Below are 14,697 nucleotides of genomic sequence, written 5' to 3' on the forward strand. Positions count from 1 at the left end.
AAATTCAGGGCCTATGGCGGTCCCCTATGGGCGGGTTTACCCGCGAAGATGCCGACATGACCAGTGCAAAAATTAGGGTAGATGTGTGCCTTTTGCCGCTTGCCAGCGTCGAAACCCGGTCCCTATCCTCTAGGCTCTGTGTGAAAAGCCTTGATACTCGGTGATGCTGCGTTGAAAACAGCCTCGGAATGCTCATTTACAACCCGTAAAGTCGGGCGCGACCCCGGCCGTTCCTCGGCTGTTTTCGCCTTGCCTGACCTTCGTCTCAAGACTTCTCACACAGAGCCTAGGCACCTGGCCCTTTCGGGAACCCTGCATGAACTTCATCCAAAGCAACCTCAACAACCTGCTGGCCATCGCCTGGTTCGCCCTGTGCTGGGGTGGCTACACCCGTTACGCCATCTGGAAGGGCCGCGACACCGCGTGCCTGGCCAGTGTGCTGCACCTGTATCGCGAAGACTGGATGCGCCGCATGCTGCTGCGCGACAACCGCATCGCCGATGCCAGCGTTATCGGTAACCTTGAGCGCAACGCGTCGTTCTTCGCCTCCAGCACCCTGATCATCCTCGCCGGTATCCTTACCGTGCTCGGTGCCTCCGACCGGGCGTTGTCGCTGCTGGCTGATCTGCCACTGGTGCAGCAGACCTCCCAGGGCATGTCGGAAATCAAGCTGCTGTGCCTGGCCACGGTGTTCGTCTATGCCTTCTTCACCTTCAGCTGGTGCATGCGTCAGTACAACTTTGCCGCCGTGCTGGTAGGGTCAGCGCCGATGATCGGCGAGCGGCTGGTCAATGAACTGGAGCGCAAGGCGTTTGCCTTGCGGGCGGCGCGGGTGCTGTCGTTGGCGGCTAACCAGTTCAACCTGGGCCTGCGTTCGTATTACTTCGGCATGGCCATGTTGAGTTGGTTCATCAGCCCGTGGTTGTTCATGGCCATGAGTGTCGGTGTCGTGCTGATTCTGTACCGCCGCGAGTTCCATTCGGATGTACTGGACGTCATGGTGTTCACGCCCACGGAAAGTGTGCCGAACGAACCGGCCAAGGAAAGTAGCGTGCCAGGTAACTGAAACGTTTAATCCTCAAGTTGCAGATACAAAAAAACCCGACACTGTCGGGTTTTTTTGTTTTAGCCAATTACTGCTTGGCAGGTTCTGCCGGGGTAGCTGGCGCGGCTTCCGGAGCCGGAGTAGCCGGTGCGGCTTCTTCGGCAGCCTTCTGCTCGGCTTCAGCCTGATCTTTGGCGGCTTCGGCGTTTTCCTTGGCGGCTTCGTTCATTTTATCCTGAGCTTCACCCATCTTTTCCTGGGCTTGCTCGGCGTGTTGCTGTGCGTCCTGGGCTTTGTCTTCGCTCGCTTTATCGCAAGCAGCCAGGCCCATGGCAGCGGCCAGCATCAGAGCAAAAGCAAAAGGTTTACGCATGGGGGTGTATCTCCTTGGTGGAATAAGTGACTTGTTCCATAGAGTGCAACTACGCGGAATAAGTTCCACGAAGATTACAGATATATAACCCCCCGTTCTATATAGACTTTTTTCTAATTTTATGCCGTTTCGGCAGCGCGGGTGGAAACAGCGAATGAGCGATTCAACCTTGATGGCCAAGGCCGAGCGTTTTCTCTCGGCGCTGAAACATTGCCAGTTGTTGCAGATGCGTGTGGCGCAGGCCGACGGCGATGGCATGACCCTGATCCTGCCCTGGTCACCGGCCATTGTTGGTAATCCGCAAACCGGCGCCGTGCATGGCGGCGCGCTGACCACGCTGATGGACACCACCTGCGGCATGGCAACGTTGTGCGTGCTGCCGCGCTTTGAGGTGTGCCCGACGCTGGACCTGCGTATCGACTACATGTACCCGGCCGAGGCCGGCAAGGATATCTACGGCCACGCCCAGTGCTACCGGGTTACCCGCGATGTGATCTTTACCCGTGGCACTGCCTACCAGGGCGACCCCGCCCAACCAATCTGCCAAGTGGTGGGCACCTTCATGCGCTTGGGCCAGGACATCAAGGGCGGCATCCGCTTCGGCAACAGCCTTAAGGAGGGCGGGGCATGATTCCGCGCGCGGTTCGCCAGCAGTTGAACGCTGCACACGCCCAGGGTGACTACAGGCCATTGCTGGCATTGATCCCCTACGCCGGGTTGATCGGCATCGAGTGCGAGCGCCAGGGTGATGACCTGCTGTTTCGCCTGCCGGCCAGCCAGGACAACATCGGCAATCCGCTGCTGCCCGCCATCCATGGCGGGGTGATCGCGGGCTTCATGGAGCTGTCAGCCGCGCTGTACCTGCTGATCTACAGCGAGAGCGCCAGCATTCCCAAGATCATCGATTTCTCCATCGACTATCTGCGCGCCGGGCATTTTCGCGATACCTATGCCCAGTGCCAGCTGTGGCGTCAGGGCCGGCGGGTGACCAACGTGGCTATCACTGCCTGGCAGGGCGACAAGCAGTCACCGATCGCCACGGCCCGCGCGCATTTCAAGATCGAGCCGGAAAAGCCCTTGAAATCATCCGGGCAGCCCCCATCTGAATGACATCCGCCAATTACGCAGGCCGAACCGGCCGCCAGGCGCCACTGCCATCTGATCGGAGTTTCGAAGACCATGACTGTGGAAACACAAAAGGAAACGTTGGGCTTCCAGACCGAGGTAAAGCAACTGCTGCACCTCATGATTCATTCGCTGTACTCGAATAAGGAAATCTTCCTGCGGGAACTGATTTCCAACGCCTCCGACGCCGCCGACAAGCTGCGTTTCGAAGCCCTGGCCAAGCCAGAGCTGCTCGAAGGCGACGCCGACCTGAAGATTCGCCTGAGCTTCGACAAGGACGCCGGCACCGTTACCCTTGAGGACAACGGCATCGGCATGAGCCGCGAAGACGTCATCGCGCACTTGGGCACCATCGCCAAGTCGGGCACCGCCGACTTCATGAAGAACCTCACCGGTGACCAGAAGAAGGACTCGCACCTGATCGGTCAGTTCGGCGTGGGCTTCTACTCCGCGTTCATCGTTGCCGACAAGGTTGACGTGTACAGCCGCCGCGCCGGCCAGCCGGCCGCCGAAGGCGTGCACTGGTCGTCGAAAGGCGAGGGCGAGTTCGAAGTCGCCACCATCGACAAGCCACAGCGCGGTACCCGCATCGTCCTGCACCTGAAGAAGGGCGAGCAGGAATTCGCCGATGGCTGGCGCCTGCGCAATGTGGTCAAGAAGTACTCCGACCACATCGCCCTGCCGATCGAGCTGCCGAAAGAGCAGGCTGCCACTGAAGGCGAAGAACAGCCGGCCGAAGAGTGGGAAACCGTCAACCGCGCCAGCGCCCTGTGGACCCGTTCGCGCACCGAGGTGAAGGACGAGGAGTACCAGGAGTTCTACAAGCACATCGGCCATGACTTCGAAAACCCGCTGGCCTGGAGCCACAACAAGGTCGAAGGCAAGCTCGAATACAACTCGCTGCTGTACGTACCGGCCCGCGCGCCGTTCGACCTCTACCAGCGCGAAGCGCCACGCGGCCTGAAGCTGTACGTGCAGCGTGTGTTCATCATGGACCAGGCCGAGTCGTTCCTGCCGCTGTACCTGCGCTTCATCAAAGGCGTGGTCGACTCCAACGACCTGTCGCTGAACGTGTCCCGCGAGATCCTGCAGAAAGACCCGATCATCGACTCGATGAAGACCGCGCTGACCAAGCGCGTGCTGGACATGCTGGAGAAGCTGGCGAAGAACGAACCCGAGCAGTACAAGGGCTTCTGGAAAAACTTCGGCCAGGTGCTGAAGGAAGGCCCGGCCGAAGACTTCGCCAACAAGGAGAAGATCGCCGGCCTGCTGCGCTTCGCCTCCACCCAGGACGAAAGCGGCGAGCAGAGCGTCGCCTTGGCCGACTACCTGGCCCGTGCCAAGGAAGGCCAGGACAAGATCTACTACCTCACCGGCGAGTCGTACGCGCAGGTCAAGAACAGCCCGCACCTTGAGGTCTTCCGCAAGAAAGGCATCGAAGTGCTGCTGCTGACCGACCGCATCGACGAGTGGCTGATGAGCTATCTCAACGAGTTCGACGGCAAGGCCTTCGTCGACGTCGCCCGTGGCGACCTGGACCTGGGCAAGCTGGATTCGGAAGAAGACAAGAAAGCCCAGGAAGAAGTCGCTAAAGACAAGGAAGGCCTGGTCGAGCGCCTGAAGGGCGCGCTGGGTGATAGCGTCGCCGAAGTGCGCGTGTCGCACCGCCTGACTGATTCGCCGGCCATCCTGGCCATCGGTGAACAGGACCTGGGCCTGCAGATGCGCCAGATTCTGGAGGCCAGCGGGCAGAAGGTGCCGGAATCCAAGCCGATCTTCGAGTTCAACCCGAGCCACCCGCTGATCGAGAAGCTGGACAACGAGCAGAGCGAAGACCGTTTCGCCGAGCTGTCGCACATCCTGTTCGATCAGGCGGCCCTGGCGGCCGGTGACAGCCTCAAGGACCCGGCGGCTTACGTTCGTCGCCTGAACAAGCTGTTGGTCGAGCTATCTGCTTGAGTTGATGCAAAGGAAAGCCCGCTTCGGCGGGCTTTTTTCATGTCTGCCTGTGAAAAGTGCCAAAGGAGTGCTTGATGAGCAAAGTTATCGTCGAATCACTGGTCTATCACCTGTCCGGCAAGACCTACGAAAGCCGCCTGGTCTATGAGCCTGGTGCGCTGGGTCGCCCAGGCTTGGTGATGGCACCGAACTGGATGGGCATTGGCGAAGGGGCCGAGCGCATCGCCAAGGAAGTGGCCGAGAAGGGCTATGTGGTGCTGATTGCCGACCTGTACGGGCAATCGGTGCGTCCGTCCAATGCCGATGAGGCCGGCGCGGCGATGATGCCGCTGAAGAACGACCGTGGCGAACTGCGCAAGCGCATGCAGGAAGCCCTGGCGCAGTTGCTGGGGCAGTCGAAGGCACTGCTGGAGCCGGGCAAGGTGGCTACGTTTGGCTTCTGCTTCGGTGGCTGCTGTGCGCTGGAACTGGCGCGTACCGGCGCTGACTTGCGTGCGGCGGTGTCGTTCCATGGCACTTTGGACACGCCGAATCCCGAGGATGCCAAGCGTATCAAGGGCTCGGTGCTGGTATTGCACGGCGCCGCCGACCCGTTGGTGCCGAAAGAGCAGCTGCCGGCGTTCGAGGACGAGATGAATGCGGCCAAGGTTGACTGGCAGTTGCTCAGCTATGGCGGGGCAGTGCACTCGTTTACCGACCCGAATGCCAATGTGCCGGGCAAGATGCAGTATGACCGGCGCACTTCGGAGCGGGCGTTCCGTTCGATGCATAACCTGCTGAGCGAAGTGTTTCAGCGTTGAGGTTGCAGGGGGGGCTGCTTTGCAGCCCTTCGCGGGTGAACCCGCTCCTACATGGGGCGCGCAAGCCATGAGCCACGCGCCCTTGTAGGAGCGGGTTCACCCGCGAAGGGCCGCAAAGCGGCCCCATTACCGAGGCAACTCGATCCTGGAGCTTTCCCCCGGCACCCCCGGCCAATCCCCCGCAGCCCACCTGGCCCTGGCCCGCTCGATCAGCTCTGGCTCACTGGCCACGAAATTCCAGTTCATCCGCCGCGGCCCATCCAGCGGCGCGCCGCCAATCAGCACCAACTGGCATTCACCCTCCGCGTACAGTGTCACCTCTTCGCCCTCCGGCAGCACCACCAGGCTGCACGGCTCCACGTCTTCATCATTCATCATCAGTTCACCATCAAGCAGATACAGCGCCCGCTGCGCATGCTCTGTGGGCACCAGTAGCGTCGTCGCCGGCTGCATCTGCACATGCGCATAGAGGGTAGGGGACAGCACCGGTACCGGTGACTCCAGGCAGAACCCGCTGCCGGCAATCATGCAGATGCGTACCCCCAGGTTTTCGCTGACCGGCAGGCTGGCAGCCGGGTGGTGGCTATAGCTCGCCGCCCCTTGTTCATGCTCGCGCGGCGAGGCCAGCCACACTTGCAAACCGTGCAGGCGTGAACCATGGGCCAGGGCATCCGCAGGCGTTCGCTCCACATGGGCCACGCCGCTGCCAGCGGTCATCCAGCTAACGTCACCCGGCAGTACCCGCTGGTCCGAGCCCAGGCTGTCCTTGTGCAGTATCGCCCCTTCAAACAGGTAGGTCAGGGTCGACAGGCCGATATGCGGGTGCTGGCGGATATCCATGCCATGCCCTGGGGCATAGTCGGTTTCGAGCATATGGTCGAAAAACACGAACGGCCCGACGCTGCGGCACTGGGCCGAAGGCAGCGGGCGCAGGATCGGCTGGCCCTCGACCGATTCGGCGCGGGGGCGGATGACCAGGGGGCTGCTCATGGGAGGGCTCCAGTTGAGGTGGAAATGCCCCAAGCATAGCGGTTTGCCGGCTGCGGCTGAACCGTCTCGATTAACAGCCGGTCTACCCTGTTCATAGCCTGAGAAGGAAGCTGTCCATGATCGCCAGAGTGCTGGCTTGCGTGCTGTTGTCGGCTTGGCTGTGCCAGGCGGCACAAGCGCGCGACTACCGCTACAGTGATGCGCACCTGCACTACGTGGACTTCTTCCAGGAAAGCGAAGGCATGCCGGCGCTGCTCAAGGCCATGGACGCTGCTGGCATCGAGCAGTCGATGATTTCCGGCATACCGGTGGCCAAGAAATGGCATGAAGACGAACCCAAGCGCCCGCGTTATTACGCCGGTGACGACGCTGATGCCTACTGGTACAGCGCCACCGACACCTACGTGGCTGCGGCCCTGCAACAATTGCCGATTGAGCAGCGTAAACGCTTTCATCCATTCCTGACCGGCTTTAATCCGGTGGACAAGAATGCTGTCAGCCATATCGAGCGCATGCTCGATATGTACCCAGGGCTATGGCAGGGCATTGGCGAGGTGTTCACCCGCCACGACGACCTCACAGCCTTGACCAGCGGCGATACGCCGCGGGCCAACAACGAAGCCATGACCCGTATCTACCACCTGGCGGCCGAGCGTGACCTGCCGGTGCTGCTGCATTCCAACATTACCTCCAAGCGTGAGCGTAACCCGCTGTACCTGGCAGAAATCGAAGAGCCGCTGCGTAACCACCCGCACACGCGGTTCATCTGGGCGCATGCCGGCAGCAGCATGGAGATACACCGGCACCAGACGCAGATGGACTTTTTGCTGCCAGTGCTGACGCGGCTGCTGGAGGATTACCCAAACCTGTATGTCGACTTGTCGTGGAGTGTGCTGGAGCCTTATCTGCTGGATGGCCAGGGTTTTCCGCGCAAGGAGTGGGTAGCGTTGGTCGAGAAATACCCGGAGCGGTTCATGCTGGGGTCGGATGTGGTGGGGCGGTTTGGCAGCCTGGGGGAGCAGATGCACGGGTTCAGGCCGTTTCTGGATGCGTTGCCGGAGCAGGTGGCCAACAAAGTGGCTCGGGAGAATTTTCTGGCGGTGTTGCCCAAGGTACAGCAGTGACCTGTGCTGGCCTCTTCGCGGGTAAACCCGCTCCTACAACGGACGTATACCTGTGTAGGAGCGGGTTCACCCGCGAAGAGGCCGGCACAGGCAACACAAATGAAAACGCCCCGAACCAGTCGGGGCGTTTTTACTTACAGCAGCAGCGTCTTACTTGCCTTCCCAGCGCTTGAGCACCAGGGTGGCGTTGGTGCCGCCGAAGCCGAAGCTGTTGCTCATCACGGTGGTGAGCTTGGCGTTCTCTTCGGTTTTGGTCAGGATCGGCAGGTCGGCGACCTCCGGGTCCAGCTCGTCGATGTTGGCGGAGCCGGCGATGAAGTTGTTTTCCATCATCAGCAGGCAGTAGATCGCCTCGTGCACGCCTGCGGCGCCCAGCGAGTGGCCCGACAGGCTCTTGGTCGAGCTGATTTTCGGTGCCTTGTCGCCGAACACTGCGCGAACACCTTTCATCTCGGCAACGTCACCGACCGGGGTCGAGGTACCGTGGGTGTTCAGGTAGTCGATCGGGGTGTCGACGGTGGACAGCGCCTGCTGCATGCAGCGGATGGCACCTTCGCCGCTCGGGGCAACCATGTCGTAGCCGTCGGAAGTAGCGCCGTAGCCGACGATTTCGGCGTAGATCTTGGCACCACGGGCCAGGGCGTGTTCCAGCTCCTCGACCACCACCATGCCGCCACCGCCAGCGATGACGAAGCCATCACGGTCGGCGTCGTAGGCGCGCGAGGCCAGTTCCGGGGTTTCGTTGCGCTTGGTCGACAGGGCGCCCATGGCATCGAACAGGAACGACTGGCTCCAGTGCTCTTCTTCACCGCCACCGGCGAAGACGATGTCCTGCTTGCCCCACTGGATCTGCTCCAGGGCGGTGCCGATGCAGTGTGCCGAAGTGGCGCAAGCCGACGAGATCGAGTAGTTGATACCCTTGATCTTGAACGGGGTGGCCAGGCACGCCGAAACGGTGCTGCCCATGGTGCGGGTGACGCGGTATGGGCCGACGCGCTTGACGCCTTTCTCGCGCAGGGTGTCCAGCGCTTCCATCTGGTTCAGGGTCGAGGCGCCGCCGGAGCCAGCCACCAGGCCGGTACGCGGGTTGGACACCTGCTCTTCGGTCAGGCCGGAATCCTTGATCGCGTCCTGCATCGCCAGGTAGGCGTAGGCAGCCGCGTGGCCGACGAAGCGGTAGACCTTGCGGTCGATCAGTTCTTCAAGGTTGAGGTCGATGGACCCGGAAACCTGGCTACGCAGCCCCATTTCCTTGTATTCCGGGTTGTAACGGATACCCGGACGGCTGTTGCGCAGGTTTTCGGTGACGGTAGCTTTGTCATTGCCCAGGCACGATACGATGCCCAGACCAGTGATAACGACGCGGCGCATGCGAATAACCCTTAGAAATTGTCAGTGGAGGTGAACACGCCGACCCGCAGGCCTTCGGCAGTGTAGATCTCGCGGCCGTCGACGCTGACCGAGCCATCGGCGATGGCCATGTTCAGCTTGCCCTTCAGGACGCGCTTGATGTGAATGTTGTAAGTGACTTTCTTGGCAGTAGGCAATACCTGGCCAAAGAACTTCACCTCGCCCGAACCCAGGGCGCGGCCGCGGCCCGGCAGGCCCTGCCAGCCGAGGAAGAAACCAACCAGCTGCCACATGGCGTCGAGGCCCAGGCAGCCCGGCATGACCGGGTCGCCTTCGAAGTGGCAGGCGAAGAACCAAAGGTCCGGGGTGATATCCAGCTCGGCGACCAACTCACCTTTGCCGTACTTGCCGCCTTCTTCGCTGATATGGGTGATGCGATCGACCATCAGCATGTTCGGCGCGGGCAGTTGCGCATTACCTGGGCCGAACAGCTCACCGCGACTGCAGCGCAGCAGGTCTTCCCGAGTAAAGGCGTGTTGTTTGGTCATGCGAGCTCCTCAATAACCCCCTGTGGCAGGGGATGAATCTTCCCGACCGGCCCGAGAGCCAACGGCTTCAGGGCGGTAGCCTACAGGTAGACTATTGCGTTGTGGTGAAAGTCACAGTGCACCCGGCGAAAGAAGTACAGGTGTGCACTGAAACGTCTATTTTCAGGTCCGAAGAACGTCCTGTCCAGTGTTTAAGACTGCCGCACTTTAGCATTTATCGCCAGTCGCGGTTGTCAGGCCGGGTAACCAGCGTTGCAGTACGCGCTGCAGTTCGTTGCGACGCAAGGGTTTGCTCAGGTAGTCGTCCATGCCGGCGGCCATGCAGCGCTCGCGGTCACCGTCCAGGGCATTGGCAGTCAGGGCGATGATCGGTAACCCGGCGCCATTGGGCAGCTGGCGGATGCGCCGGGTGGCTTCATAACCGTCCATATGCGGCAAGCGGCAGTCCATCAGTACGGCGGCAAAGCGCTGGCGGCTGACCTGGTCGACCGCCTCCAGGCCATCCTCAGCCGTGCACACTGCCCACCCCAGGCTGCGCAGCATGGCCTCGATGACACTCTGGTTGACCGGATTGTCCTCTACCAGCAGCACTTGCTGGTTGTCGGGCACCGTCGATTGCGTATCCGTTGGTAGCGTCAGCGGGCCGGAGGGCGGGCTGGCCAAGGCCAATGGCATTTCCAGGGTAAAGGTCGAACCCAGGCCTTCACGGCTTTCGCCGCGCAGTTTGCCACCCATGCGCTCGGCCAGGGTGCGGGCAATCGACAGGCCCAGCCCTGTGCCGCCATAACGGCGGGAAATCGAGCTGTCGGCCTGCTGGAAGGCGACGAACATCATTTCCAGGCGGTCGCTGTCGATGCCGATACCGGTGTCACGCACGCTGCAGGTCAGCCAGATCAGCTGGCGGTCGAGCACCTGCCAGCGCGCCTCCACCTGCACCTGGCCGCGTTCGGTGAACTTCAGCGCGTTGCCGACCAGGTTCAGCAAAATCTGGCGGATGCGCGTGGGGTCGCCGTTTACCTGCAACTGCTCGATGCCGGAAGGCAATTGCAGGTGCAGGCCAAGGCCGCGCTGCTGGGCGCTGTGCTGGAACGACTGCACGCTGCTGGTGATCAGCTCGCCCAGATTGAAGTCGATGTGCTCCAGCTGCAGCGCGGCGCGCTCGATGCGCGAGAAGTCGAGGATGTCGTTGATGACCTTCAGCAGGTGCCCGGTGGACTCGCTGGCCACGGCGGTGTAATCGGCCTGTTCATTGCTCAGCGGCGTGGTTTCCAACAACTGCAGCATGCCCAGCACGCCATTCATCGGCGTGCGCAGCTCGTGGCTCATCATCGCCAGGAAGTCCGACTTGGCGCGGTTGGCCTGTTCGGCCTCTTCGCGCGCCTGGATCAGCTCGGCAATGGCCTGCTTCTGTTCATCGCTGGCCTGCTCCAGGGCGTGGGCCAGGTTGTTGATGTGGCGCGCCAGGTGCCCCAGCTCGCTGTCATCGACCACTGGCAATGGGGTGTTGTACTCGCCTTGTTGAATCGCCTTGACGGCATGACCCATGTCGCTGATCGGCTTGGCCAGGCTCAGGGCCAGGCGCCGCGCAAGCAAAAAGGTGAACAGCAGGGCAAACAGGGCAAGGATGCCAGCCTTGATCACGATTTCCTGCTGGCGTTGGCTGAAGGCGTCATCGGACATGCCGACGATCACCCGGCCCAGGTAGTCGTCGCCGATGGCCGGGGTGACGGCCTTGCCCTGTTGCAGGAAGTCGCTGTCCAGGCGGATTTGCTGCAGGCGGATGGGCGCCTGGAACACTTCGACTTGTTGCGCGCGGTTGGCGCTTTCGTCGGACTGCTCGACGTACACCAGGATGTGGTTGCGGCTGTCCTGCACCTCAAGGAAGCGCACGTGCGGAATGCTGAGGGTGGCGCGCATCAGGCCTTCCAGCACTTCGTTGTTGCCCGAAATCACCCCGTACTCCGAAGCCGGTGCCAGCTGGTTGGCGATCAGTTGCCCGGTGTGGTTCAGCTCCTGGCGCAGGTCCTGGATGCGGACGAAGGTAAAGAAGCTGATCAGCAGCAAGGTCAGCAGCAGGGCAGGGCCGAGGCTGATGATTTGGGTGCGGGTGTGAATGTCCCAGCTCAGGCGCTTGCTCATGGGTTGGGTTCTCCTTCGGCCAGGGCCTTGGCGGCGGCGTTCGGATCGATCGGTTCAAGGCCCAGGGCGCGCGCCACCTGCTGGTTGCCACTGACGCCGTAGCGTGCCGGGTACAGGCTGCGTGGCCAGCGCGCGGGTGGCTGGTCGAGCAGTTGGTCGAGCACCGCCAGCCAGTCGTCCTGGCCGCTGTAGGTGCTGGCGAGGGCGCCGGCGCGAACGAAGCCGGCGTTCGGGCCGATCAGCGCCATTTGCCGGCTATAGCTGCTCAACAGCAGGTTTTTCGCGGTCTTGGAGTTGTACAGGGCGGGGTCGTCCAGGCCCAGTAGTACATCAATGTTGCCCAGCAGGTGCTGCAGGGGCCGGCTGTCGCGCGGGTCGGGCCAGTCCTGGGCAATAATCTCCAGGCCCAGCGGGCGGGCGGCATGGCGCAGTTCTTCAAGCAAGAAGCCGCTGTGCTCACCGTACAGCACACCGATGCGTTGGGCCTGTGGCAGCAGGTAGCGCGCCAGGCGCAGTTGCCGGCCGAGCGGCGGGTCGCTCCACAGCAGGGTGAGAAACGCGGGGCGCGACTTTCCCAGGCGCTGTTCAGCCTGTACCCGGCTGACCCGCATGGCCAGGGCCGGCGGCCCGGCGGTTTCCCCCAGGCGCCACTCCAGCGCGGCGTTATCCAGCAGAATCAGGCGCTGGTCGGCTTTGAGCTTGCCTGGGCGTGGCAGGTCGGCAGTGCTCTGAAAATGTACATGGTCGTGCGGCCGACGGCTTTCCAGCGCGGCGACAAAACTGCGGATGCCGGGCTGGTCTTCGGCGCCCACCAGCAGGACTTCGCTGGCGGACAATGGCCCCAACGGCCACAGGCACAGCAACAGCAGGCGCAGCAGCAGGGCCATCAGAACTCCAGCTCCGCGCTGACGCTCAGGCGGTGACGGCTGTCATAGCGGTTCTGTATTGCCGTGGTCGGCTCATCGTCCAGGCGCTGTTGCCACAGCGTGGCCAGCTCCAGGCTGCTGCCGTACACCCGAAAGCGCTTGGCCAGGCGCAGGTCCAGGCGCTCGAAGCGGTACTGGTTGAGTGCATCGTCGCCGTAATAGAACAGCGCGCTCGACCAACCGTTGCCCCATTCGCGCATCCACCCGGCCGAGCCGCTGTTGCGGGCGCTGAGGCGGCGGTCGTCAGGGTTGCTGGCCCAGGCGTCGACATAGGCGTAGGTCAGGCGCAGGCGGTCGCGCAGGGTAGGGCGCCAGTCCAGCTGCGCCTCGCTGCCGGTGAAGCGGGCCTTGTTGGCGTTGCTGGCGATGTACTGGTTGTTCTTCAAGGGCTCGCTGATCATTCCGGTGATCTCGTCGTAGAACAGCTTCACATCCATGCTCAGGTCGATGTCGCTGAAATAGCCGTTGTAGCCCAGCTCGCGTGAGCGCATGCGTTCCTGGTCGAGGTCGCCGGGGCCACGGGTCTTGACGAAGTACTCGCCGTGCTGCTGGCCGAACGCGTTGGGGCTGAGGTTCTTGACCGTGTAGCTCCAGTTGATGTTGTTCTCGAACATGTCGGGCGAGCGCACCGCCTCGGAATACACGGCGCGCAGCCCGTGGCGCGGAGTGATCAGGTAGTTGACCGCGACTCGTGGGGTCAGCGAGCTGCCAGACAGGCGCGAGTCTTCGAACATGGCACCGCCCTGCAGGATCCAGTGCTCGTCGGCGCGCCACTCCAGCTGGCCGAACAGGCGCCAGGTCTGGTCGTCGAGGCTGCCGTTGAAATAGGTTTGCGAGTCGGCACGATCATAGCGGTAGTTCATGCCGCTGAGCAGGCGCAGGCTGTCGGTCAGGCTCAGGGTGTCCTGGATTTCCAGGTCGTAGCGGGTTTCGCGGGTACTCTGGTCGACATCGCCGCATACCACGTTGCTGCCGCCCTGGTTGTTCCACTGGTCCTTGATGGCATCAACCAGGGCCTGCTCTTCAGGGTTGCTGCTGGAAGGTGGGTTGTTGGCACCGCGCGCCACAAGCTCGGCGAAGTTGGGGTTCATCTGCCACAGGCGGGTCAGTTCGGGGCTGAACGACAGCGCCGCATCGCAGGCGCGCCAGACTTGCTGGCGGTCGAAGTGCTGTGCCGAACCTTGGACGTACAGGCTGTGCTCGGGGTTGAAATCGATGTTCCAGCGCACCGAGCCCGCGTAGTCCTTGGCATTGACGTCAGCGTTGTCGCCTTGCTGGGTGACATAGGGGAACACCGGCTGATAGGTATAGGGCCTTTGATTGCTGCCTTCCTTCGCTGCCAGTTGCCATTCCAGGGTCTGGTCGGGTGCCAGGTTGTGGCTGGCACTGAGGTTGAAGCGGTTCAGGCGGCGGCTGTCGCGGTAGTCTTGGCCGAACTGGTTCTCGTCGAAGCCGTCGTCCTGCTGGCCGGACACTGACAGGCGCATGTCGCCGCCGTCCCAGCCGAAGCCATGGCTGAGGTAGTAATCGTTGATGCCATCCTGGCCGCGGGTCAGCTTCATCCGCGTGCCATGGCTGTCGGCCGGGTTGCGGGTGAGGATGTTGACCACTGCCATCAGCGCGTTGGCGCCGTAGCTGACCGTATTGGGGCCGCGGAACACCTCGATGCGCTCGATGTCCTCCATGGCCACAGGGATGTCGCTCCAGTCCACCGTGGCCAGGCCGGCGCGGTATACCGAGCGGCCATCGATCAGCACCTGCATGCGCCGTGCGTCGTTGACGTTGCTGCCGTGATAGTTGACGGTCGGCTGGTTGCCGGCGTTGTAGCCGATCATCATACCCGGCACCAGGCGCAGCAGTTCGGGAATGTCACGGGCACCGCTGGCGCGGATCAATTCGCTGTCGAGCACGGTCATGCTGCCCGGGACCGCCGCCGGGGATTGTTTCAGGCGCGTGGCGGTCAGCACCTGTGGCAGGTCGCTGTTGTCGATGAACAAATCGTCGGCCACGGCTGGGCCACCGAGCAGGGCGGTCAGAATGAGCAGGCGCGGGTACGGGGGCGTGCCAGGGAACACGGAGCAGCCTTGTATCAGGATTGAAACAGGCATGGTAACTGACCTTGGGGGTTTTGCCAGTGGGGGATGGGCGGGTGTACGTCTTGAAATGTGCAGGGTGGCGGAAATCGAGCGCCGCAGGTGTTCGCCGAAACATTTTCAGCGCCTATGAAATCGAGCGCCGCCCGCGCGGCGCTTCGCGGCTAAAGCCGCTCCTACGTTTGTTTCGGGCCAGTCCCTCCTGTGCCAGGCGCGCGCGACCGC

General features: G+C 62.3%; 13 protein-coding genes. 6 read left to right on the plus strand and 7 right to left on the minus strand.

Annotated features, from left to right (window positions below; genetic code table 11):
• Positions 1-316 precede the first annotated feature (316 nt).
• Positions 317-1,066: a DUF599 domain-containing protein gene (locus ACIP1G_RS29980; protein WP_400743829.1), complete on the plus strand. Its 750-nt coding sequence runs from the start codon at positions 317-319 to the stop codon at positions 1,064-1,066.
• Between the two features lie 67 nt (positions 1,067-1,133).
• On the opposite strand, the gene ACIP1G_RS29985 is transcribed toward ACIP1G_RS29980, so the two are convergent.
• Positions 1,134-1,418: a hypothetical protein gene (locus ACIP1G_RS29985; protein ID WP_023381347.1), complete on the minus strand. Its 285-nt coding sequence runs from the start codon at positions 1,416-1,418 to the stop codon at positions 1,134-1,136.
• A 154-nt stretch (positions 1,419-1,572) separates the two neighbouring features.
• Here ACIP1G_RS29985 and ACIP1G_RS29990 point away from each other — a divergent pair, with 154 nt between their 5' ends.
• The 4 genes from ACIP1G_RS29990 to ACIP1G_RS30005 all read left to right on the plus strand — a co-directional run bounded on the left by ACIP1G_RS29990 (position 1,573) and on the right by ACIP1G_RS30005 (position 5,302).
• A complete protein-coding gene (locus tag ACIP1G_RS29990; RefSeq protein ID WP_400743831.1) occupies positions 1,573-2,049 on the plus strand; it encodes a PaaI family thioesterase in 477 nt (158 codons plus the stop codon).
• Positions 2,046-2,528, plus strand: a complete 483-nt coding sequence (locus tag ACIP1G_RS29995; RefSeq protein ID WP_400743833.1) for a PaaI family thioesterase — start codon at positions 2,046-2,048, stop codon at positions 2,526-2,528. Before ACIP1G_RS29990 ends, ACIP1G_RS29995 begins: the two co-directional genes overlap by 4 nt.
• 69 nt (positions 2,529-2,597) lie before the next feature.
• On the plus strand, positions 2,598-4,502 hold the full coding sequence (gene htpG / locus ACIP1G_RS30000; RefSeq protein WP_400743835.1) for a molecular chaperone HtpG: 1,905 nt from the start codon (positions 2,598-2,600) through the stop codon (positions 4,500-4,502).
• Positions 4,503-4,576: 74 nt separating this feature from the next.
• The gene (locus ACIP1G_RS30005; protein ID WP_400743838.1) at positions 4,577-5,302 is read left to right on the plus strand and encodes a dienelactone hydrolase family protein; all 726 of its coding nucleotides are present in this window, start codon (positions 4,577-4,579) and stop codon (positions 5,300-5,302) included.
• Positions 5,303-5,428: 126 nt separating this feature from the next.
• Here the strand turns inward: ACIP1G_RS30005 and ACIP1G_RS30010 are convergent, their stop codons facing one another.
• A complete protein-coding gene (locus ACIP1G_RS30010) occupies positions 5,429-6,292 on the minus strand; it encodes a pirin family protein (RefSeq protein ID WP_400743840.1) in 864 nt (287 codons plus the stop codon).
• A 116-nt stretch (positions 6,293-6,408) separates the two neighbouring features.
• On the opposite strand from ACIP1G_RS30010, the gene ACIP1G_RS30015 reads away from it, so the two are divergent.
• Positions 6,409-7,416, plus strand: a complete 1,008-nt coding sequence (locus tag ACIP1G_RS30015) for an amidohydrolase family protein (protein ID WP_400743843.1) — start codon at positions 6,409-6,411, stop codon at positions 7,414-7,416.
• 150 nt (positions 7,417-7,566) lie between these two features.
• Here ACIP1G_RS30015 and fabB read toward each other — a convergent pair whose 3' ends face one another.
• From fabB to ACIP1G_RS30040, 5 genes are all read right to left on the minus strand, one after another.
• On the minus strand, positions 7,567-8,787 hold the full coding sequence (fabB, locus tag ACIP1G_RS30020) for a beta-ketoacyl-ACP synthase I (RefSeq protein WP_201207074.1): 1,221 nt from the start codon (positions 8,785-8,787) through the stop codon (positions 7,567-7,569).
• A gap of 11 nt (positions 8,788-8,798) precedes the next feature.
• A complete protein-coding gene (fabA, locus tag ACIP1G_RS30025; protein WP_008089108.1) occupies positions 8,799-9,314 on the minus strand; it encodes a 3-hydroxyacyl-[acyl-carrier-protein] dehydratase FabA in 516 nt (171 codons plus the stop codon).
• Positions 9,315-9,521: 207 nt separating this feature from the next.
• Positions 9,522-11,453 (minus strand): ATP-binding protein, encoded by a 1,932-nt coding sequence (locus ACIP1G_RS30030; RefSeq protein WP_400743846.1) that lies wholly within the window; start codon positions 11,451-11,453, stop codon positions 9,522-9,524.
• Positions 11,450-12,340 (minus strand): ABC transporter substrate-binding protein, encoded by an 891-nt coding sequence (locus tag ACIP1G_RS30035; protein ID WP_400743849.1) that lies wholly within the window; start codon positions 12,338-12,340, stop codon positions 11,450-11,452. The genes ACIP1G_RS30030 and ACIP1G_RS30035 overlap by 4 nt, the downstream gene beginning before the upstream one ends.
• The gene (locus ACIP1G_RS30040; RefSeq protein ID WP_400743852.1) at positions 12,340-14,487 is read right to left on the minus strand and encodes a TonB-dependent receptor plug domain-containing protein; all 2,148 of its coding nucleotides are present in this window, start codon (positions 14,485-14,487) and stop codon (positions 12,340-12,342) included. Before ACIP1G_RS30040 ends, ACIP1G_RS30035 begins: the two co-directional genes overlap by 1 nt.
• Positions 14,488-14,697 lie beyond the last annotated feature (210 nt).

The organism is Pseudomonas sp. NPDC089392 (assembly GCF_044749595.1).
Lineage (GTDB): Bacteria > Pseudomonadota > Gammaproteobacteria > Pseudomonadales > Pseudomonadaceae > Aquipseudomonas.